The organism is Mesorhizobium sp. M0491, assembly GCF_040321265.1.
Taxonomy (GTDB): Bacteria; Pseudomonadota; Alphaproteobacteria; order Rhizobiales; family Rhizobiaceae; genus Mesorhizobium.
The window spans coordinates 66,022-86,562 of record NZ_JAMYRE010000001.1 but is presented as its reverse complement, the minus strand read 5'-3'; the positions used below and the strand labels follow the sequence as shown (position 1 = coordinate 86,562).

Genomic DNA, 20,541 nt, shown 5'->3' with positions numbered 1-20,541 from the left:
GCGCTTCACACATCCCTCTTAAAGCGGGCGGCGTGGTGAGCGCGGATGTCGTCAAAAGCCTGGTTGGCTGGGATAACTCGGGAAGGGTCTGCCTTCCATCTGTCATAGGTCGGCACGACTTCCTCGCGCAGCCAACGCTCTACGGCCGCGTCGCGCTCTTGCAGGGCACGAAGCCCGGCGCGGATCACTTCACTGCTGGTCGCATAGGTTCCTGATTCAACGAGACGGTCGATGAAAGCAGCCTGCTCTGTTGGCAGGCTGAAGGTGCGCTTTTCGGTGGCAGCCATGATTTCTCCTATGATGTCGGTGTGATTATATCATACCAATATCGAATAGCGTTAGAAAATCTGTCGGGCGAAGAACCGACATGGGGCCTGCTAGCAGTCTCAAAATTCCTCTTGCGGAACCGCGCCGTCCCGGCTTAGTCTCTGCCTCGTCACAAAAATGAAATTTAATTCCATTTGTGTGCAAACCTTCTAGCCAGCATCGTGCCCCAGGAAAAATGAACGGCCTAATCGACTGAGAAAATATTTGATATATCATCTACCAGAACGGAAATAGCTGACATGGTCCAGCAGACATCGATCCAGCCATCGGCGCCCTGGTTGCGGCTAGAGGTTGACGATTCGGACTGGAACGACGCCGAGGTTTCGGGCCTGGTGCGCTGGTACCACCAGATGCTGCTCATCCGCCGTTTCGAGGAAAAAGTGCTCGATCTCGCCAATGCGGGGCTGGTGCATGGTCCGGCGCATGCCAGCATCGGCCAGGAGGCGACGGCGGTCGGCGCCATGTCCGTGCTCGGCACGGGTGACCGCATCAACGGCACCCACCGCGCCCATCACCAGGTGCTGGCCAAGCTTGTCAACGCGCAGACGCCCGGCGGATTCGACCCGCTGCATGACGCTTTCAACCCGGACATGCAGGGCTCGGTGCGCGGCCTGATGGCCGAGATCATGGGCCTCAGCGCCGGCTATTGCGGCGGCCGTGGCGGCTCGATGCATATGCGCGACGACGCCTCGGGGATTCCTGGCACCAGCGCCATCATCGGTGGCAACCTGCCGCATGCGGCAGGCTACGCGCTCGCCGACAAGCTGCTTGGTACCGGCAACATCTCGGTCGCCTTCTTCGGCGACGGCACGATGATGGCAGGGCGGGCCTATGAGGCGATGAACATCGCCGCGCTATACCGGCTGCCGGTGATCTTTTTCGCCGAAAACAATCTCTATGCCGTCTCGACTCACATCAACGAGCAGACGCGCGAGACGCGGCTGGCCTCGCGAGGACCTATGCTCGGCTTTCGCGGCATCGAATGCGACGGCATGGATGTGGTGGCCGTCCACCATGCCATGCGCAAGGCGCGCCGGACGATCGAGGAAGACGGCGGCCCGGTGCTGGTCGAGGCGCTCTGCTACCGCTTCCTGCATCAGAGCGGCGCCCGCCCGGGCAGCGAATTCGGCTACCGCACGCGGGCCGAAGAGGACGCCTGGAAAGCGCGCGACCCGCTTGCCACCATGGCGGCTCGCCTGAAGACGATGGGCATCCTGAACGATTCGGACCTCGGTACACTCGACCAGCGCGTCATGGAGGTGGTCAACACCGCTGCCGATTCGCTGACCGAAATGAGCGGCAACGCGCTGCGCATTCCTGATCATCTGTGGCCGGACCCAAGCGACGTCGACAACCAGATCCGCGGCGATCTTTCCGAACTGAAGAGCGAGCGCTTCCTCGAGATCGAGGACGTGCCGCCGGCCGAGACCAAGCCGGTCAAATTCATGGTTGCCGCGTCCGAGGTCATCGCTCGCGCCATGGAGCAGGATCCGCGCATCATCATCATGGGCGAGGACGTGCACCGGCTGCGCGGCGGCGTTTCGGGCGCCACAAAAGGTGCGCTGGAACGCTGGCCGGAGCGCGTGCTGGCGATGCCGATCGCCGAGAACGGTTTTGTCGGGGTGGCGCTGGGTGCAGCGCTTTGCGGCTTGCGGCCGATCGTCGAGATCATGTTCGGCGACTTCTGCCTGGTTGCCGCCGACCAGCTGTTCAACGCGGTCAGCAAGGTGCGTCACATGTTCGGCGGCGGTTTTCCGGTGCCCATCGTGGTCAGGGTGCGCGTCTCGCCGCACACCGGCTACGGCTCGCAGCATTCGGGTGATCCGTCCGGCCTGTTCGCCCTGTTTCCCGGCTGGCGCATCGTCGCGCCGACGACGCCCTTCGACTATATCGGCCTGATGAATTCAGCGCTGAAATGCGACGATCCGGTCGTCGTCATCGAGCATGTCGAACTGTTCCCGAGCGAAGGCCCTGTGCCTGCGGACGACCGCGACTATTGCGTGCGGCTCGGCAAGGCGAAGATAGTCAGGCCGGGCAGCGCCTGCACACTGCTCACCAGCGCCAGCATGGTTGCTGTCGCCAGACAGGTGGTCGAGGAGACCGGCGCCGATGCCGAGATCATCGACCTGCGCAGCCTCGACCCGACCGGGCTCGACTGGCCGCTGGTGGAAGCCTCGATCCGCAAGACCAACCGAGTGGCCGTCATCGAGCAGGTGCAGCGTGGGCTATCGCTTGGCGGACGACTGACACAGGAGATTCAGGATCGCGTGTTCGATTATCTCGATCACGAGATCCTGCATGTGACGGGAAGCCTTTCTGCTCCCGTCGTATCGGCCCCGCTCAACCGCGCCGCACTGGGCGGCGCTGAAAAGCTCAAGGCCGCGCTTCAATCCCTCACTGGCGTGGGCGGATAGAGCGAACGCATTGCCACAAAGATCCGACAAGAAAATGGGAGAACTGACATGACCATCCTACCGAGAAGCAAGACCAGAGCGACGATGCTGGCAGCCGTGCTGCTGGCCACCAGCGCCTTCTGGGCGCCGGCCAGCTTCGCGCAGGACAGCAAGCCGCTGGTCATCGCGCGCAACATCGACCTCAACTCGCTCGATCCGCACCGCGCGTTCTGCGACACCTGCCAGATCTACAATTCCAGCGTCTATGAATCGCTGCTGACGCTGGACAAGGACAACAAGCTGATCCCGTTGCTCGCTTCCAAATGGGAAGGCAATGCCGACCAGAGCAGCTTCACCTTCACGCTCGACCCGGCCGCCAAATTCTCGGACGGTTCGCCGGTAGAGGCCAAGGACGTGAAATGGTCCTGGGAGCGGCTGAAGAACCTCAAGGGCAGCGCCTCGTTCCTGATGGACAATGTCGCCTCGATCGAGACCCCGGACGCGCATACGGTGGTCGTCAAGATGGTCGCGCCGAGCTCCGAATTCCTCAACATCGCGGCGGCGCCCTACGCAGCGGTCGTCAACAGCAAGGTTGCTTCCGAAGCCGGCGCCAAGGCCGATGCGGAAGCCTCGACGACAGACAATGCCGAGGCCTGGTTCCTGGCGCATTCGGCCGGCAGCGCGCCGTTCGTGCTGAAATCCTATGAGCCCAATTCGGAGCTGCGGCTGGCACGCAACGACAAATACTGGCGCACGGCGCCGGCGCTGAGCGAAGTCGTCATCCGCCAGACCAAGGATGCAGTGGCGCAGGCGCAGATGCTGCAGAGCGGCACCGCCGACATCGCCATGCAGATCGACCCGGACACGGCCAAGACGATGACCGGCAGCGACGTGAAGATCGAGACCGTGCCATCCTACAACTTCATCTATGTGGCGCTGTCGCCGGGCGCCAAGGCCAACAAGGTTCCGCTGACGCCCGAAGTGCGTGAGGCCATCTCGCTCGGCCTCGACCGTCCGAGCATCCTCGACTTCACCATCGGCTCCGAGGGCCAGTTGATCAGTGCGCCGATCCCGCTCGGCTTCCCCGGCGGTTCGGGCTTCGAGGCGCAGCCCTATGACGTCGCCAAGGCAAAGGAACTTCTGGCCAAGGCCGGACACGCCGACGGCTTCGAGATGGAAGCAGCGTTTCCCGGCATGAACGTCTACGGCGTCGACCTGTCGCTTCTGATGCAGAAGGTTCAGCAGGATCTGGCCAAGATCAACATCAAGCTCGATCTGCAGCCGATCCCCTTCGCCAACTGGCGCGAACGCGTCAATGGCGACGGCATCCCGATGACCGCGGTGTTCTACGCGCCGGACTATTACGGCACCTCGCAATACATCGATTATTTCGCCATGACCAAGGGCAGCCCGTGGGCACGCCGCGCCGGCGCGGAGCGCGACCCGTCGGTGCTCAACCCAAAGGAAGCGGAGATCTACAAGGCAGCCCTTGCGGCAAGCGGCGACAAGGCCGCCCAGCTGTGGCACCAGGCTGGCGAGGAGATGATCAAGGACAGGATCATCCTGCCGCTGATCAGCCCGAACCTGATCCTGGCCTACAAGTCGGACGTCAAGGGCGTGCGCTACAGCGCCTGCTGCAACCTGCCGCTGGCAGAACTCAGCCACTGAGCGAAAAAAAGCGGGAGGCGGCCCAGCCGCCTCTCGCTTCCTCCTCCTGGACGATCAGCAAATCCTGTTCTTCCAGCGCCAAATTCAATATATGATATATCAATGTGCGGAGACCTCGCTATGCATTCCCTGATCAACTCCAAGGACCAGTTGCTGCGCGAGCGTGCGGCCTCGGTCATTCCGGGCGGCATGTGGGGACACATGGCCACGCGCTATCTCGGCTCCGCCTATCCGCAGTTCTTCGAGCGCGCCGACGGCTGCCGGGTCTGGGACGTCGATGGGCGCGAATACATCGACCTGATGTGCAGTTGGGGGCCCAACATCCTCGGCCACCATCACCAGGCCGTCGAACAGGCAGCCGAGAAGCAACGTCGCCTGGGCGATGCGATGAACGGCCCGGGTGAAGTTCTGGTCGAGCTGGCGGAGTTGCTGGTCAAGACCGTCGCGCATGCCGACTGGGCAATGCTGCAGAAGAACGGCACCGACGCCACCACGGCCTGCGTGACAATCGCGCGTGCCGGCACCGGCCGGCGCAAGGTGCTGGTCGCGCGCGGCTCCTATCACGGCGCCGTGCCGTGGTGCACGCCTTCGCTCGCCGGCGTCACCGCCGAGGACCGCGCCCATCTCATCCATTTCGACTACAATGACGTTGCCGGCCTTGAGGCAGCCGTCGAGCAGGCCGGCAGCGATCTTGCCGCCGTCATCGTCACAGCTTTCCGCCACGACATCGCCCGCGACCAGGAATTGCCGACAGCCGCCTTCGCCAGACGGGCGCGCGAGCTCACCACCGCCGCCGATGCGGCGCTGATCGTCGACGATGTCAGGGCCGGGTTTCGCATCGACCTTGCCGGCAGCTGGGAGCCGCTTGGCGTACGGCCGGACCTGTCCGCCTTCTCGAAGGCGATCGCCAATGGCTATCCGCTGGCCGCCATCACCGGCACCGACCGGTTTCGCGAAGCCGCGACCAAGGTCTACGTGACGGGGTCGTTCTGGTATGGCGCCGTCGCCATGGCCGCCGCGATCGCCACCATCAACACGCTGCGCGATACCGACGCGATTGCCCGCATGACCGAAGCCGGCGACAGGCTGCGCTCAGGTCTCGACGCGGCAGCGAAGAAGCATGGCCTGTCGCTGCGCCAGACCGGTCCGGTGTCGATGCCGATGGTGCTGTTTGACGACGATGCCGAGTTCAAGCTGGCCAATGCCTTCTGCTCGGCCGCCTTGCGCGAAGGCGCCTATTTCCATCCCCGGCACAACATGTTCCTGGGTGCCGCGCACAGCGCAAAAGACATAGATCTCGCCCTGCAGGCGGCCGATGCCGGCATGGCCGCCGCGGCGCAGGTGGCTTGAACCAGCGCCCATGCGGTGGAGGCAAACAGATCGTTCAGCCGGCGGCCGACACCAGACGGCCGTTCTGCGCCGCGCGGCGCAGTTCCTCGGGCGTGACCGCACCGTCGTTCAGCCGTTCGAGAACCTTGACGAGCAAGCGGCCGCCTTCGATCATGTCCTGCTGAATGCCCTTGCGCACGCCGTTCTCGTCGCGCGCCCGCAGCGCGTCGAGAATGTCGAGGTGCCTGTGGCGGCCGTCATAGGTCGGCCTGGCGTGCGGGTACTGATAGTTCACCAGCGGCCCGTTGCGCAGCCAGATGCCCTCGATGATGGCCAGCAGCTCCGGCATTTGCGCCGCCTGGTAGATAGAGTGGTGGAATTCCCAATTGTCGCGGACGGCTTCGAACCAATGGCCATTGTCCTCGTTGGCAATCAGCCTGTCATGCACTTCGGCCAGACGGTCGATCTCGCGCGGCTCGATGCGCGTCGTTGCCGCCGCGCCCGCCATGCCTTCGAGATGCAGCCGGATGCTGCGCAGTTCCAGATATTGGGCCAGCGACAGCTGGGCGACGGTGATCGAACGACCGGCCTCCATCTCCAGGCCTTTTTCGCGCACCAGCTGCATCAGCGCCTCGCGCACCGGCGTTTCGGAAACCTGAAGGCTGGCGGCGAGGTCGCGGATCTTGAAGCGATGGCCCGGCCAGAAACGGCCTTCCATCATGGCGCGGCGAAGCTCCTCGTAGACGCGCGTCGTCAGATTGTCGCGCGCGATCGGCGCGATAGAAGCAGTCACATCCGCTCTCCGTTCTTGCAACAGCGCAGGCGTCGCCTGCGTCGCGTGGGCTGTGTATATGATACCACGAATGGCCTGACCACCGACATGAGACAGGCAACTGTGAGACGGGCAGCCATGGTGCAGACGGATATGAGACGGGGCGCATGACCGCGACGCCTTCACTCCTGTTTGGCGCCATAGCCGACGATCTGACCGGCGGCACCGAGCTGGCGTCGATGCTGGTGGCGCGCGGCATTCCAACGGGATGCACGGTCGGACTGAGTGCGCCGATCCCACCAGGCAATCTTGCCCATGTGATCCTGCTCAAGACACGCGTCATCGCGGCCAGCGATGCGGTGCGCCAGGTTCTGGAGGCGGCGGACCGGTTGCTTGAAGCTGGTGCCCGGCAGATCTTCTTCAAATATTGCGCCACTTTCGATTCGACACCTGCCGGCAACATCGGTCCTTGCGCCGAGGCGCTGCTCGAGCGGCTTGGCGGCGGCGTCACGCTGTTCACCCCGGCCCTGTGTGAGACCGGCCGCACCGTCTATCAGGGACACATGTTCGGCGGCGCCCAGTTGCTGGGTGAATCGCCCAAGCGCTTCGATCCGCTGACGCCGATGACCGATTCCAATCTGGTTCGCGTGCTGCAGGCGCAGAGCAAAGGCAAGGTCGGGCTGGTGCCCTATCTCGTCGTCGATGCCGGGTCGGAGGCCATCCGCAACGCCATACGAGAGCACAGCGCGGGCGGCGAGATACTGCTGATCACCGATACGATCCGCGAGCGCGACCTGGTTGCGATCGCGGAAGCGACCTTCGACCTGCCGCTGATGACCGGCAATTCCTCGGTCGCCGCGCATCTGCCGCCGGCCTGGCTCACGCATGGGCTGCTGAATTCAGGCGATCTCGTTGCCGCCAGCCTGCCGGCCGTCGAAGGGCCGGCAGCGGTGCTGGCCGGCAGCGTCGCCGACCGCACCATCGAACAGCTCGAGCGTTTTGCGCGCAACAATCCACTGCTGACGATCGACCTTGCCAGCGCCTTTGCCGGCGCCGATATCATGGCCGAAGCGCGTGCCTTTGCCGAGCGGCATTTGCCCGGTGCGATGATCGCCATTGCCACGACCGCGCCGCAAGCGACGGTCGAAGCGCTGCAGCAGGCGCACGGCCGCGATGTGGTGGCAGCAAGGGCGGAAGAGATCCTGGCCGGGATTGCACAGATTCTGGTGCGTGAACTCGGCGTCCGCCGGCTCGTCGTCGCCGGCGGCGAGACAGCCGGTTCGGTGGTCAAGGCGCTCGGCATCGACCGGATCGCCATGGGCGCCTATGAGGGCCCGGGACTGTCGCGCGCCATCGCCCACCTCCCCGACCTGCCATCCGATCCGCTGGCGCTGATACTGAAATCGGGAAAGCTCGGCGGCCCGGATATTTTCGCCGACGTCCTGCAAGACATGACACGGGCGACCACCGTCGCGCCGGCGATCGACACATGGCCACCGGCAAAACCTGTCATGTGGCCAACCACAGGAAAAGCATCGTGATGGACACCGAGACTGCACGCGCCAGCCTGATCACCGCGACGCAGACGCTGGACGCTAGTGGGATGAATGTCGGCACCACCGGAAACATCAGCGTGCGCACGACAGCCGGCATGCTGATCACGCCGACGGGAATAGCCACGAGCGCCTTGCGGCCGGAGCAGATGGTGGCGATGCAGCTCGATGGAGCCTGGGACGGTGCGTTCAGGCCATCGAGCGAATGGGAAATGCACGCCGAGATCTACAAGGCCTTTCCCGAGGCCGGCGCCGTCGTCCATGCCCATCCCGACCATTGCGTGGCGCTATCGTGCCTGCGCGAGGGACTGCCGCTGTTCCATTACATGGTCGCGGGTTTCGGTGGCGATGATGTGCGCTGTTCGGACTATGCGCTGTTCGCGTCAAGCGACCTGGCCAAGGTTGCCGTCGTCGCGCTCAAGGACAGGTCGGCCTGCCTGCTCGCCAATCATGGCATGATCGCTTTCGGCGGCGATCTCGACATGGCGCTCATCCGCACCATCAAGCTCGAGACCTTGGCTCGGCAATACCTTTTGGCGCGCAGCGCCGGCACACCGGTGCTCATCGAGGGCAGCGAGATACCCGCCATTCGCGGGCGCTACAAGAATTACGGTCAGCAGAAATAACCGGCCGAGCAATTCCAGGAAAAGTGGGAAGCGCTTTCCCTTGGGAATAGCGCCAAAACAAGGAACGGCTCTTCGCGCTCTTGAAGTAGAGAACCACTCAGTCGACCGCAAATGCGACGAGGGCTGTCACGCTCCGTGAAAGATCAGGCGGGGATCGGTTCGGCGGCAGGCGCATAGACGCTGACAGCCCCAGTGCCGACCAACTGGTCGATGGTCTCGGCGCTGTAGCCGAGCACGTCGGCCAGCACGGCAGCTGTGTCCTGGCCCAGCATCGGTGGCGCGGTGAACTCGGCGGTCAACTGCGCGGCAAGTCCCTGCGCCGGACGCACCATGGCGACGGAACCGAGATGCGGATGCGGCAAGGTCTGAACGAGGCCGCGCTCGCGCACATTGGGACTGTCGAAGACTTCCGGTATCGATTTTACGGTGCCGGCCGGCACGCTGGCGGCGGCGCAAGCCGACATCCAGTGGTCTCGCGTTTTGGTCCTGAAGGCAGCCGCCAGCTGCGGAATCAGCGCCTCGCGGTGGGTGGCGCGCGCGCCTGCCTTGATGAAGCGCGCATCCCCAGCCAAATGTGGCAAGTCCACGACCTGCTCGCACAGGGCTGCGAACTGACGATCGTTGCCGACGGCCAGCGCGAAGCCGCCGTCGGAGGCTTCGAATATCTGATAGGGAACGACCGTCGGATGGGCATTGCCGTATCGGGCAACCTCTCGACCGGTGTTGAGGTAACCGCTGCCGACATTGATCAGCAGGCTGAGCGCGCAGTCGATCAGCGACAGGTCGAGGAACTGGCCCTTGCCGGTCGTCGCGCGCTCGTAAAGCGCTGCCAGGATCGACTGCGTGGCGACCATGCCGCAGACGATGTCGGTGATGGCGACGCCGACACGCATCGGCTCGCCATTGCTCTCGCCAGTGATGGCCATCAGGCCGCTTTCGGCCTGCATGACGAAATCATAGCCGGGCCGTCCGGCATCGGGCCCGGTCTGGCCGTAGCCGGAAATCGAGCAATAGATCAGCCGCGGGTTTGACGCGCTGAGTTCCTTGAAACCGACACCGAGGCGATCGGCGGTGCCGGCGCGGAAATTCTCGACGACGATGTCGGCCTTCGCTGCCAACTCGCGCACGATGGCCAGCCCCTGCGGGCTTTTCATGTCGAGCGCGATGCTCTGCTTGCCCCGATTGGCGCAGAGATAATAGGTTGAGACACCCTTGTAGCTCGGCACCGACCACGCCCTGGTGTCGTCGCCACCATCGATATTCTCGATCTTCCAGACTTCGGCGCCGAGATCGGCCAAGCTCATCGTCGCCCACGGACCGGCCAGCACGCGCGAAAGATCGAGAACCTTGATGCCTTCGAGCGGCAGGCGCGCGCGGCCAGCCGTGGCGGCATTTTCGGAATGGTCCTCAGTCACGATCAAAATTCCTTCGCGGATGAATTCGGCGGGCCTGTCAGACAGCCCTGAAAGTGTTGACCGGCTCCGGAAAATGACAGGCGACGCGATGCGAACCACCAGCCGGATCGAGCGGTGGTTCGACGGCAGCGCAAATCGCCTGCGCCTTGAAGCAGCGCGTGCGGAAGCGGCAGCCGGATGGTGGGTTGAGCGGGCTCGGCACGTCACCGGTCAGTACGATGCGCTCGCGCTTGCGCTCCTTCTCGGGGTTGGCGAGCGGCACCGCCGACAGCAGCGCCTGGGTATAGGGGTGCAGCGCCCTGGAGTAGAGTTCGGCCGCGGGTGCGATATCGACGATCTTGCCGAGATACATCACCGCGACCTGGTGCGAGATGTGGCGCACGACCGAAAGATCATGTGCGATGAACAGATAGGATGTGCCGAAGGACTGCTGAATATCCCTGAGCAAATTGAGCACGCCAGCCTGCACCGAAACGTCGAGCGCCGAAACCGGTTCGTCGAGGATCACCACTTGCGGGTTGAGCGCAAGCGCGCGGGCGATGACCACACGCTGGCGCTGGCCGCCGGACAGTTCGTGCGGATAGCGCTTGCCGTGATCGGGATTGAGCCGGACAAGTTCGAGCAGTTCGGCCACCCGCCCACGGCGATCGGCCGCCGACATGTCGCTCATGCGCAAAGGCTCGGCGATGTTGTCGGCAATGCGCATGCGCGGATGCAGCGACCCGTACGGATCCTGGAAGACCAGCTGGATGTAGCGCCGCATCAGGCGCATGTCTTCGTGGTTGAGGGCGAGCAGGTTCTGGCCACGGAACCAGCTTTCGCCACTGGTCGGCTCGATCAGCCGCATCAGGCAGCGTCCGAGGGTCGACTTGCCGCAACCGGATTCGCCGACGAGGCCCAGCGTTTCGCCCGGCGCCAAGTCAAAGGACACATCGGCCACCGCACGCACATGGGCAACCGCGCGGTCGAAGACGAGGCCGCCGCGAACCGGAAAATCCTTGACAAGATGGCGCACGGAAAGCGCTGCCGCCGGCTTGGTTTCGACTTGAATTTGCTCCACTGCGCTCATGGGGCCATGCTTCCACTGTCCAGTTCTGCCGCCGCAAGCGCAGCACTATGGAAGGGCGGCAAGGTCGTCGCGAAATGGCAGGCCGAGAAGCGGCCGCCTATGTCGTGCAAAGGCGGATCCTCGGTCCGGCAGCGTGCCTCGGCATAGATGCAGCGCGGATGGAAGGCGCAGCCGCCCGGCAAGCGGCCAAGTGCGGGCGGCGAACCGTCGATCGAGAACAGCCGCTCGCGGCTTTCCTCGAGGTTGGGGATCGAGGCAATGAGCCCGCGCGTGTAGGGATGGCGCGGGTCGGCGAACAGCTCGGACACGCCAGCCTGTTCGACGACACGGCCGGAATAGACGACCGCGACGCGGTCGGCATGACCGGCGACGACGCCTAGATCATGGGTGATCAGCACCAGGCCAAGGCCGAGCCGCTCCTGCAGCGAACGCAGCACGGCCAATATCTGCGCCTGCACCGTGACATCGAGCGCCGTGGTCGGTTCGTCGGCGATTAGCAAATCGGGATCGTTGGCGACGGCCATGGCGATGACCGCGCGCTGGCGCATGCCGCCGGAGAATTCATGCGGATACTGGTTCACCCGGCGCTCCGGCTGCGGGATCGCCACCAGATGGAGCAGTTCCACCGCGCGCGCCATGGCCTGCTTGCGGGTGACGCGCTGATGCAGCCTGACCGCCTCGGCGATCTGGGCGCCGACGGTCATCACCGGATTCAACGAGGACAGCGGGTCCTGAAAAATCATGGCTATGCGCGCGCCCCTGATCTTGCGCATTTCGCGTGACGATTTGCCGACCAGTTCGTCGCCGTTGAAGCGGACCGAGCCGGTAACCACGGCGTTCTTCGAGGTCAGGCCGAGCGCGGCGAGCATGCCGACCGACTTGCCCGAACCGGACTCGCCGACAATGCCGACCACCTCGCCCTTGGCGACGTCGAGGTCGATGCCTCGCACCGCTTCAAACTGGTCGCCGGCCCGCCGGAACCCGACGCGCAGGCCACGAATCGAGAGCAGCGGCTCCTGCTCACCTGCCTTGTCGACGGCGCCGGAGCGCGCTGAAGATATCTGTGCGCTCATCGCCTAGTCCGACCTTGGATCGAGAATGTCGCGCAAGCCGTCGCCGATGAAGTTGAAGCCGAGCACGATGGTGAGGATGGCGACGCCGGGACCGAAGGCGATCCACCATTGATAGAAATGGACGGCGCCATCGGAGATCATCGAGCCCCATTCAGGCGTCGGCGGCGTGGCGCCGAGACCGATGAAGCTGAGCGACGCGGCAAGCAGCACGACCTGGCCCAAATCCATGGTCGCGCTGATCAGCACCGGAGTCCAGCAAAGCGGCAATATGTGCGTGAACAGCACGCGCCGCGGCCTGGCGCCGGCGGCGATTGCCGCCTCGACATGCTCGCGCTCCTTCACCTCCAGCACCTGCGCCCGCATCAGCCGGGCGTAGACCGGCCACCAGACCAGCACCATGGCGATGGCGGCATTGCCGAGGCCCGGCCCGAGCGACGCCGCGACGGCCATGGCGAGCAGCATCGGCGGGAACGACAAGGTCACGTCGACCAGCCGCATGATCGCCGCGCCGGTGAGGCCGCCGACGAAGCCGGAAATGGCGCCGAGCAGCGAGCCGATCACCACAGCCGAGACGACGACCAGGACCGCGATCGGCAACGAATGTGCGGCCCCGTGCAGAGTGCGGGCCAGCACATCGCGGCCGAGCGCATCGGTGCCCAGCCAATGCGCCCAGTTCGGCGGCTGCAGCCGGCGTGCGACCATTTCGAGCGGATCGAACTGCACGACCAGATTGGCGAAGACGGTCATGAACAGCCAGAACAGGATGACGATCGTGCCGATGACCAAAGGCGCGGTCAGCCATTCGGGAACAGCGGTGGAACGGGATCTGGTTTCGACCGCCGACATCAGCTCAATCTCACGCGCGGATTGGCCACGACATAGAGTATGTCGGTGATGAGATTGGTGACCAGGAAGGCGAGGCCGCCGACGATGGTAACGCCGATGATTGCCGGGAAGTCGAGCGCGCGCGCCGCCTCGACGGCATAGGAACCCATGCCCGGCCAGGAAAAGATGGTCTCGGTCAGCACCGCGCCGGTGATCAGATAGGCGAAGGAGTAGCCGATGACGGTCAAGGTCGGCACCATGGTGTTGCGCAGCGCGTGGACAATGACGACGCGGAATTCGCTGGCCCCCTTGGCGCGCGCGGTGAGCACGAACTCGCGGCTCATCACATCCAGCATGTTGGCGCGCACCAGCCGCGATATGGTGCCGGAAACCGTCCAGCCGAGCACGAAGGCCGGCAGAAGCAGGTGCCAGAGCGCATCCTTAAACACCGTCCAGTCGCCGGCCAGCAACGAGTCGATGGTCAGGAAACCGGTGATACCGGGCGGTAATGCCAGGCGGGCATCGACCCTGCCCGGCCCCGGCAGCCAGTTCAGCATGACGGAGAAGATGAACAACAGGCCGAGCCCCGACCAGAACACCGGCAGCGAAGAGCCGAACAAGGCGAACAGCCGCGCGCCATGGTCAATCAGGCTGTTGCGGAAATAGGCGGCCAGCACACCAAGCACAATGCCGAGCGTGGTGCCGAAGATCATCGCAGCGAAAACCAGTTCGAGCGTTGCCGGCAAGCGGTAGAGAATGTCGGTGCCGACATTGCGCTTGGTGATGAACGAGGTGCCAAGATCGCCGCTCAGCAGATTCCCAAGATATATCATATAGCGTTCCGGCAAAGGACGATCGAGACCCCAGCGCGCCTTGGCGGCGGCCACCACTTCGGGGTTGCTCATCTGCTGTTCGGCGACAATCGCGGTCAGCGGATCGCCCTTGGTCACCGTGGTGATCAGGAAGGCAATGGTGACGATGCCGAGCACCAGAAACGGCATGGCGATAAGCCGGCGCAAAATATAGCGAGACACGTGGCTACCTTCACAAGGAGGGGCTTCGTAAGATGGCACAGGGCGCTTGGAGATGCCATCGAGGGAAGCATATTGACAGTGGGGGAAAGCGCCTGTCAATATAAATGGAATTTAATTTCATTTTTGATACAACGCCGGCGACACCGGCCCGACAGGCGGACGACGACGCCAGAAAGACCTCAGCGTGCGCAAGCGAGCCACCAGGGACGAGACGGAGCTTGAAGTCGAAGGCGCGCAGCTTTCGTCGTCGCTGGTGCGCGGGCTCGGCATCCTGCGCGCTTTCCGCCCGGGCGATGCCTCACTCGGCAATCAGGACATCATTGCCCGCACCGGCCTGCCCAAGGCCACGGTTTCGCGCATCACCTATACGCTAAGCGCGCTCGGCTATCTCCTCTACGACAAGGACCTTGGCCGCTACAGCCTGGGACCAGCCACCGTGGCGCTGGGTTATTCGGCACTGAGTTCCAGTGCGGTTGTCCACGTCGCCCGGCCGCTGATGCAGCCGCTGGCCGATTTGACGGGGGCGGCGGTGGCGCTCGGCACCCGCGACAGCCTCAACATGGTCTATCTCGCCAACTGCCGGTCGGAGAGCCTTGTCACGCTGCGCCTCAACCCGGGCTCCTATCTGCCGATCTGGAAGACATCGATGGGGCTGGCCTATGCGGCGGCACTTTCATCCGAGGAGCGTGCCAGCCTTGTGGGGGCTTTGCAGGAGGCCGAGCCGGACAGGGCGGCGATGATCGCGGCGGCGATCGACGATGCGATCGCCCAGTATGCCGACAAGGGCTATGTGACGTCGTTCGGCGCCTGGCACAGCTACATCCATGCAGTCGGCGTGCCGTTCCGTCCGAGTGACGGCTCGCCGCTGGTTGCCATCACCTGCGGCGGCATCGGCGAGATCATCACGGAAGAGCGCGCGCATGCCGAGATCGGACCGGCGCTGGTGGCGATGGTGAAGGCGCTGGGCAGAGAGCTCGAGGGGAGTCCCGGGTAACGGGATTGGCCCAGACGATCGGACTCGCATGCCGGCTTGAACTTGCCTGATCGTGACCGCACAGTCGCCGTCGATGGTATGGCGGTCGCGCGTGGTTGGCGTCCATCGGGTTCAGGTGACGGGGGGAGAATCAGATGCCGATGAATTTTGCAGGACGGTTCAGCGGTCGAGCGGCGGTGATCACCGGCGGCGCATCGGGCATCGGTCTGGCAGTGGCTCAGAGGATTGTCGAAGAGGGCGGACGGGTTTCAGTCTGGGATCGCGATCCTGCTCAGATCGAACAGGCCAGGACTACCCTTCCCGGCCTCCACGGTGTTGCCATTGACGTCGCCAATGCGGCCGGCGTGGAACGCGCCAAACAGTCGGCGATCGAAGCGCTTGGCGGTGTCGACATCCTGGTCACCAGTGCGGCGATCACCGGACCCAACATGACGACCTGGAATTACTCGGTCGAAGATTGGCAGAAGGTCATCGACATCAACATCAATGGCGTCTTCTATTGCAACAAGGCGCTTGTCCCGCACATGCTCGAGCGCAACTATGGCCGCATCGTCAACATCGCTTCGATCGCCGGCAAGGAAGGCAATCCCAACGCTTCGGCCTACAGCACCTCGAAGGCCGCGGTGATCGGCCTGACCAAGTCGCTCGGCAAGGAGTTGGCCAAGACCAAGGTGACGGTCAATTGCGTCACACCGGCGGCCGTGCGCACCGCGATCTTCAGGCAGATGAGCCAGGAGCACATCGACTTCATGCTGTCCAAGATACCGATGGCGCGCTTCGGCGAGGTCGACGAGGTGGCGGCGCTGATCTGCTGGATCGCCTCGGAAGAGTGTTCGTTCACGACCGCCGCCGTATTCGACGTTTCCGGCGGCCGCGCCACCTACTGAGGCAGGACGCATCTCAATTCCGCGTGACGACGCAACGAACTGGAGCGTAGGGGCGTATAGTCCCAGACGTCGAATCGACGTTGACGCAACAAAGCTATGCGGGAAAGCTATGACGCGGCATGACAGTTCAGCATGCGTGATGACCTGCCGGCGCGGGGCAACTGGTTGGCGGTTGACGGACGCTGCAGCCATCCGACGGGAGCTTGCTTCTTTTGCTTAGGGCCGAGCCTTGCGCGCTGTCCGACGACGAGCTTCTGGACCGCTATCAGCGCGCCGCCTTCGACTATTTCCTCGAGAACGTGAACCCCGAAAACGGATTGGTCGCCGACACCTCGCGGCCGAATTCGCCGGCCAGCATCGCTGTCGTCGGCTTCGCGCTGTCCAGCTATCCGGTCGGCGTCGAGCGCGGCTGGATGGCGCGCGATGCCGCCGCGAAGCTGACGCTGGCCGCGTTGCGTTTCTTCTCGGCCGGCTCGCAAGGCAATGGCGAGGAGGTCACCGGCCACAAGGGTTTCTACTACCATTTCCTCGACATGCGGACCGGCCTGCGCGTCTGGCGCTGCGAACTGTCGATGGTGGATACGGCATTGCTGATATCGGGCATGCTGGTGGCGGGCGCCTATTTCTCCGGTGATGATGACGAGGAAGCCGAAATCCGCCAACTGGCCGAGGCGCTCTACCGGCGCGTCGACTGGCGGTGGGCACAAGGCTCAAGCCCGACCTTGCGACAAGGCTGGAAGCCGAGGAGCGGCTTTCTCCACTATGGCTGGGAGGGCTACAACGAAGCCACGATCCTCTACGTCCTGTCGATGGCCTCGCCCGACAGCCCGACCTCGGACAACAGCTACGAGGGCTGGACGGCGACCTATCAGTGGGAGAACATTTACGGCTACGACGTGCTGTATGGCGGTCCGCTGTTCATGCACCAGTTCTCGCATGCCTGGATCGATTTCGCCGGCATCCGCGACGCCTTCATGCGCGAGAAGAACTCGGACTATTTCGAAAACAGCCGCCGCTCGACCTATCTGCATCGCGACTATGCACGCCACAACCCTTACGGCTATGGCGGCTACGACGAGAACCTTTGGGGTCTTTCGGCGGGCGACGGGCCAGGCGGTTTTCGCACCAGCGTGGAGCGACAGCGCCGGCGGTTTTCCGGCTATGCCGCGCGCGGCGCGCCGTTCGGGCCCGATGACGGGACGATCGCGCCTTGGTCCTATCCGGCATCACTGCCTTTCGCCCCGGAGATCTGCCTGGCGGCGTTGCGCCATCTCGGTGATCGCTACCCCGAGGTGATCGACAATTTCCGACTGCCGAGCGGTTTCAATCCGACATTGGCGAACCGACGTAAATTCGGGAGGCACGGCTGGGTGTCGGAAGGCCACTATGGGCTGGATCAAGGCATCGTGGTGATGATGATCGAGAACCATCGGTCAGGGTTGATCTGGAGACTGATGCGGTCAAATCAACACATCCGCAACGGCTTGCGCAAGGCCGGATTCAATGGCGGCTGGCTGTCTCAGCCGGCAAGCCCGGCGTCGGGTGGCGGCGATGTCGCGTGACCGGACCAGGGCTGCCGCCTTTCCTGTCGATCACAACGACATTGAGCTGATCAAGGGCGCCCATCCGCCGCACCGGAAGAACCCGCAGCCGGACGGTCCCTACAACCTCGTCGTCATCGGTGCCGGACCGGCTGGACTGACCGCCGCCTACGAAGCGGCCGGCCTCGGCGCAAAGGTCGCGCTCATCGAGCGCAACCTGATCGGCGGAACTTGCGTCAATGTCGGCTGCATCCCGTCGAAGTCGATCATCCGCACCGCAAGGCTTTATGCCGACATGCGCGACGCCGAGAATTTCGGCGGCGACATGCCGGACCGTCTTCACGTCAACTTTCAGCGCGCCATGACGCGGATGCGGCAGATCCGGCAGCGGATCAGCCGCGCCGATGCCGCCGATAGCCTGATTGCCGAAGGCATCGACCTTTATTTCGGTGAAGCGCGGTTTTCCGGAAGGGACGCTGTCACGGTCGCCGGACAAACCTTGCGTTTCAGAAAGGCGCTGATCGCGACAGGCGCGCGCCCGAGGCTGCCGACGATCTCGGGGCTTGCCGACGCCGGCTATCTCAGCAACGAGACCATGTTCGATCTCACGGAGTGCCCGAAGCGGCTTCTGGTCATCGGCGGCGGACCACTCGGTTGCGAAGCGGCGCAGGCCTTCTGCCTGCTGGGCGCGAAGGTCATCCAGGCGCAGCGCGAACCGATGTTCCTGCCCGGTGAGGAACGCGATGCCGCCCAAATTCTTTCGGACGCGCTGGCGCGCGAAGGTGTCGAGGTTCGCCTCAACACCGAGGTGGTGGCGGTACGAACGGAAGGCGGCAAGAAGCTCGCCGACCTGGTGTGCGACGACATCACGACAACGATTTCCGTCGACGAGATCATCACCGGCATCGGCCGATCGCCCAATGTCGACGGTCTCGACCTGGAGAACGCCGGGGTGGCATATGATGCCGACGGCATCAAGGTGGACGATTATCTCCGAACCGCCAATCCACGCATCTATGCGGCGGGCGACGTCTGCCTCGCCTACAAATTCACCCATACCGCCGAGGCGACAGCCCGCATGGTCGTGCGCAATGCCCTGTTTCTCGGACGCAGGAAACTGAGCGAACTGGTCATTCCGTGGTGCACCTATACCGATCCGGAGATCGCCCATGTCGGCCTCTATCCGGCGGAGGCGCGCCAGAGCGGCATTCCGGTCAAGACCTATACGGTGCTGATGCACGATGTCGCCCGTGCGGTGATGGACGGCGAGGAGGAGGGTTTTGTCAAAATCCACGTCAGGGAGGGGTCCGACCGCATCCTGGGCGCCACGGTCGTCGCCAGCCATGCCGGCGAGATGATCAATGCGGTGTCGCTGGCGATCAAATCGGGCATGAGATTGCGGGCGCTGGCCGACGTCATCCATCCATTCCCGACGCAGGCGCAAGGCATCAAGATGGCCGGTGACGCCTATCGGCGGACAAGGCTCACCTCATCATGGAAGCATCTGGCGGGCCGCTGGTTGGCGTGGTCCAGGCGATGGTGACATTCGGCAGGGCGCGCAGCTGGTGCATCTGACATTCAGCGACGATGCGGCGCTTGACGAAAGCGGCGTTCGGCTGAACAAGTCGAAGCCGATTGTTGTGGTTTTGGGGCCGTCGCGCATGTCGTCTGGAATGAAGCCTCCGGCGCAAAGCCCAGAGCGTCCGCTTTGAAACCCGCGGACGCACAACCGCTCGACGCTGCCTCCGCGGCGAAAGCCGGGCGACGTGTGCTGGTTGTGTCCCACGATCCGGCCTTTCCGCCGATCTCCGGCGCGGATTTGCGGAACTACCGCAATGCTGAGTCTGCTGCGCAATTCGGCCCGGTCTGCCTGGTGTCTGTGCTGCCGCAGGCGACGGAAACAACCGATCCGTCGATCCGCACCGAAGCCTTGTCGATCAAGGGAGAGGCCCGCTCCGCTTCGATCGGGTGGTGGCGCATAAGGGCGGAGCGTCGCATCTCGCGCGTCGCCTTGACGCGGCTGGAGGCACTGGTTCGGGACTTCCGCCCCGATACGGTGCTGATCGAGGGCATCGGCCTGTTCAAGCTGCTGCGGCCTTTGCGGGCATTGACGAAACATCTCATCCTCGACATGCACAACGTCGAGTCCGACTTGGCGGGGCAGTTGCGGCACGTCGATGTGAAGCGGCCTGCGGTGGCGACGATCAGCGCGGGCATCAGGCGTCTCGAGAGAAAAGCGATTGCCCTTGTCGACCGGGTCTGGGTCTGCTCGAGCCAGGATCGAGAGCGGTTGATGGCGCTTTCCCGGCATAAGTTGCCGATCGATGTCGTTCCAAACGGAATTCCGCACGCCGGGCACAGCCCCGAAACGCTGCCCGCCGAGCCCGGATCCGGCGAAAGCTTTCCGGTGATCCTGTTCGTCGGCCATCTCGGCTATCCGCCAAACGTCGACGCCGTCCAGAGATTAGCCGGCTCCATACTTACGCGCATCCGACTGGCCTTGCCGACCGCGACATTGATTCTCGCTGGGCGCAACCCGACAACGGCCGTGCAAGCGCTGGCAGGATTGCGGGGCGTGGAGCTTGTCGAAGACCCCGAAGACATGGCGCCGCTTCTTTCGAGAGCGCATCTCACCATCATCCCGCTTGCGGCAGGCGGCGGCACCCGCATCAAGATTTTGGAGGCGATGGCGTGGGGCGTGCCGGTGATCGCCACGCCTCTGGCGGCCGAGGGCCTGGATCTGGTCGACGGGGAGGAGCTGCTGCTGTCGGATACCGATGAAGGGCTTGCCGGAATGGCTGTCGGACTCTGCCTGGATGCCGACCGCAGGGCACGGCAGCGCATCCGCGCGCATCAAGCGGTTTGGGCAAGGTTCGGCCCAGAAGCCATCCGCAATGCTGTCCGCGGCGGGCTGGGGCTGGACGAGGCTGGCACATGATCCGTCCCTCCACCAGATATGGAGGAGCCACATCGTTCCACATCGCTTGCAGGAGCCCCGCTTCGCACCACGTCCAGCCGGAATTTCGTGGTCTGCC

17 protein-coding genes are annotated in these 20,541 nt (G+C 64.0%); 10 read left to right on the top strand and 7 right to left on the bottom strand.

Going from position 1 to position 20,541, the window contains the following annotated elements:
- Positions 1-5: 5 nt before the first annotated feature.
- Positions 6-287: a type II toxin-antitoxin system ParD family antitoxin gene (locus NKI69_RS00375; protein ID WP_023811572.1), complete on the bottom strand. Its 282-nt coding sequence runs from the start codon at positions 285-287 to the stop codon at positions 6-8.
- 279 nt (positions 288-566) lie between these two features.
- On the opposite strand from NKI69_RS00375, the gene NKI69_RS00370 reads away from it, so the two are divergent.
- The 3 genes from NKI69_RS00370 (at position 567) to NKI69_RS00360 (ending at position 5,738) form a co-directional block, all read left to right on the top strand.
- Complete coding sequence (locus tag NKI69_RS00370) at positions 567-2,741, top strand: alpha-ketoacid dehydrogenase subunit alpha/beta (protein WP_352719547.1); 2,175 nt, start codon at positions 567-569, stop codon at positions 2,739-2,741.
- An 84-nt stretch (positions 2,742-2,825) separates the two neighbouring features.
- The gene (locus tag NKI69_RS00365) at positions 2,826-4,388 is read left to right on the top strand and encodes an ABC transporter substrate-binding protein (RefSeq protein ID WP_023811570.1); all 1,563 of its coding nucleotides are present in this window, start codon (positions 2,826-2,828) and stop codon (positions 4,386-4,388) included.
- 120 nt (positions 4,389-4,508) lie between these two features.
- Positions 4,509-5,738, top strand: coding sequence for an aminotransferase class III-fold pyridoxal phosphate-dependent enzyme (locus tag NKI69_RS00360; RefSeq protein WP_023811568.1), 1,230 nt, complete (start codon positions 4,509-4,511; stop codon positions 5,736-5,738).
- Positions 5,739-5,772: 34 nt separating this feature from the next.
- Here the strand turns inward: NKI69_RS00360 and NKI69_RS00355 are convergent, their stop codons facing one another.
- Complete coding sequence (locus NKI69_RS00355; protein ID WP_023811567.1) at positions 5,773-6,510, bottom strand: GntR family transcriptional regulator; 738 nt, start codon at positions 6,508-6,510, stop codon at positions 5,773-5,775.
- A 146-nt stretch (positions 6,511-6,656) separates the two neighbouring features.
- Between NKI69_RS00355 and otnK the strand changes: the two genes are divergently transcribed.
- Together otnK and NKI69_RS00345 are read left to right on the top strand one after the other, a co-directional pair.
- Positions 6,657-8,030, top strand: coding sequence for a 3-oxo-tetronate kinase (gene otnK, locus NKI69_RS00350; protein ID WP_023811566.1), 1,374 nt, complete (start codon positions 6,657-6,659; stop codon positions 8,028-8,030).
- Complete coding sequence (locus tag NKI69_RS00345; RefSeq protein WP_023811565.1) at positions 8,030-8,668, top strand: class II aldolase/adducin family protein; 639 nt, start codon at positions 8,030-8,032, stop codon at positions 8,666-8,668. The genes otnK and NKI69_RS00345 overlap by 1 nt, the downstream gene beginning before the upstream one ends.
- A gap of 143 nt (positions 8,669-8,811) precedes the next feature.
- Here the strand turns inward: NKI69_RS00345 and NKI69_RS00340 are convergent, their stop codons facing one another.
- Genes NKI69_RS00340 through NKI69_RS00320 form a run of 5 tightly spaced genes read right to left on the bottom strand, consistent with a single transcriptional unit; the run spans position 8,812 to position 14,084 of the window.
- Complete coding sequence (locus NKI69_RS00340; protein WP_352719544.1) at positions 8,812-10,083, bottom strand: CaiB/BaiF CoA transferase family protein; 1,272 nt, start codon at positions 10,081-10,083, stop codon at positions 8,812-8,814.
- 37 nt (positions 10,084-10,120) lie between these two features.
- The gene (locus NKI69_RS00335; protein WP_023811563.1) at positions 10,121-11,152 is read right to left on the bottom strand and encodes an ABC transporter ATP-binding protein; all 1,032 of its coding nucleotides are present in this window, start codon (positions 11,150-11,152) and stop codon (positions 10,121-10,123) included.
- The gene (locus NKI69_RS00330) at positions 11,149-12,225 is read right to left on the bottom strand and encodes an ABC transporter ATP-binding protein (RefSeq protein ID WP_023811562.1); all 1,077 of its coding nucleotides are present in this window, start codon (positions 12,223-12,225) and stop codon (positions 11,149-11,151) included. Before NKI69_RS00330 ends, NKI69_RS00335 begins: the two co-directional genes overlap by 4 nt.
- Before the next feature lie 3 nt (positions 12,226-12,228).
- Positions 12,229-13,071: an ABC transporter permease gene (locus NKI69_RS00325; protein ID WP_081734862.1), complete on the bottom strand. Its 843-nt coding sequence runs from the start codon at positions 13,069-13,071 to the stop codon at positions 12,229-12,231.
- A complete protein-coding gene (locus NKI69_RS00320) occupies positions 13,071-14,084 on the bottom strand; it encodes an ABC transporter permease (protein WP_023811560.1) in 1,014 nt (337 codons plus the stop codon). The genes NKI69_RS00325 and NKI69_RS00320 overlap by 1 nt, the downstream gene beginning before the upstream one ends.
- 184 nt (positions 14,085-14,268) lie before the next feature.
- Here NKI69_RS00320 and NKI69_RS00315 point away from each other — a divergent pair, with 184 nt between their 5' ends.
- The 5 genes from NKI69_RS00315 (at position 14,269) to NKI69_RS00295 (ending at position 20,444) form a co-directional block, all read left to right on the top strand.
- Positions 14,269-15,078 carry an IclR family transcriptional regulator gene (locus NKI69_RS00315; protein WP_023811559.1) on the top strand — a complete coding sequence of 270 codons (810 nt, stop codon included), beginning with the start codon at positions 14,269-14,271 and terminating at the stop codon, positions 15,076-15,078.
- 134 nt (positions 15,079-15,212) lie between these two features.
- The gene (locus NKI69_RS00310) at positions 15,213-15,965 is read left to right on the top strand and encodes an SDR family NAD(P)-dependent oxidoreductase (protein WP_352551182.1); all 753 of its coding nucleotides are present in this window, start codon (positions 15,213-15,215) and stop codon (positions 15,963-15,965) included.
- A 212-nt stretch (positions 15,966-16,177) separates the two neighbouring features.
- The gene (locus NKI69_RS00305) at positions 16,178-17,527 is read left to right on the top strand and encodes a glucoamylase family protein (RefSeq protein ID WP_023811557.1); all 1,350 of its coding nucleotides are present in this window, start codon (positions 16,178-16,180) and stop codon (positions 17,525-17,527) included.
- Positions 17,517-19,049: a mercuric reductase gene (locus NKI69_RS00300; protein WP_023811556.1), complete on the top strand. Its 1,533-nt coding sequence runs from the start codon at positions 17,517-17,519 to the stop codon at positions 19,047-19,049. The genes NKI69_RS00305 and NKI69_RS00300 overlap by 11 nt, the downstream gene beginning before the upstream one ends.
- Positions 19,050-19,214: 165 nt before the next feature.
- Complete coding sequence (locus NKI69_RS00295) at positions 19,215-20,444, top strand: glycosyltransferase family 4 protein (RefSeq protein ID WP_023811555.1); 1,230 nt, start codon at positions 19,215-19,217, stop codon at positions 20,442-20,444.
- Positions 20,445-20,541 lie beyond the last annotated feature (97 nt).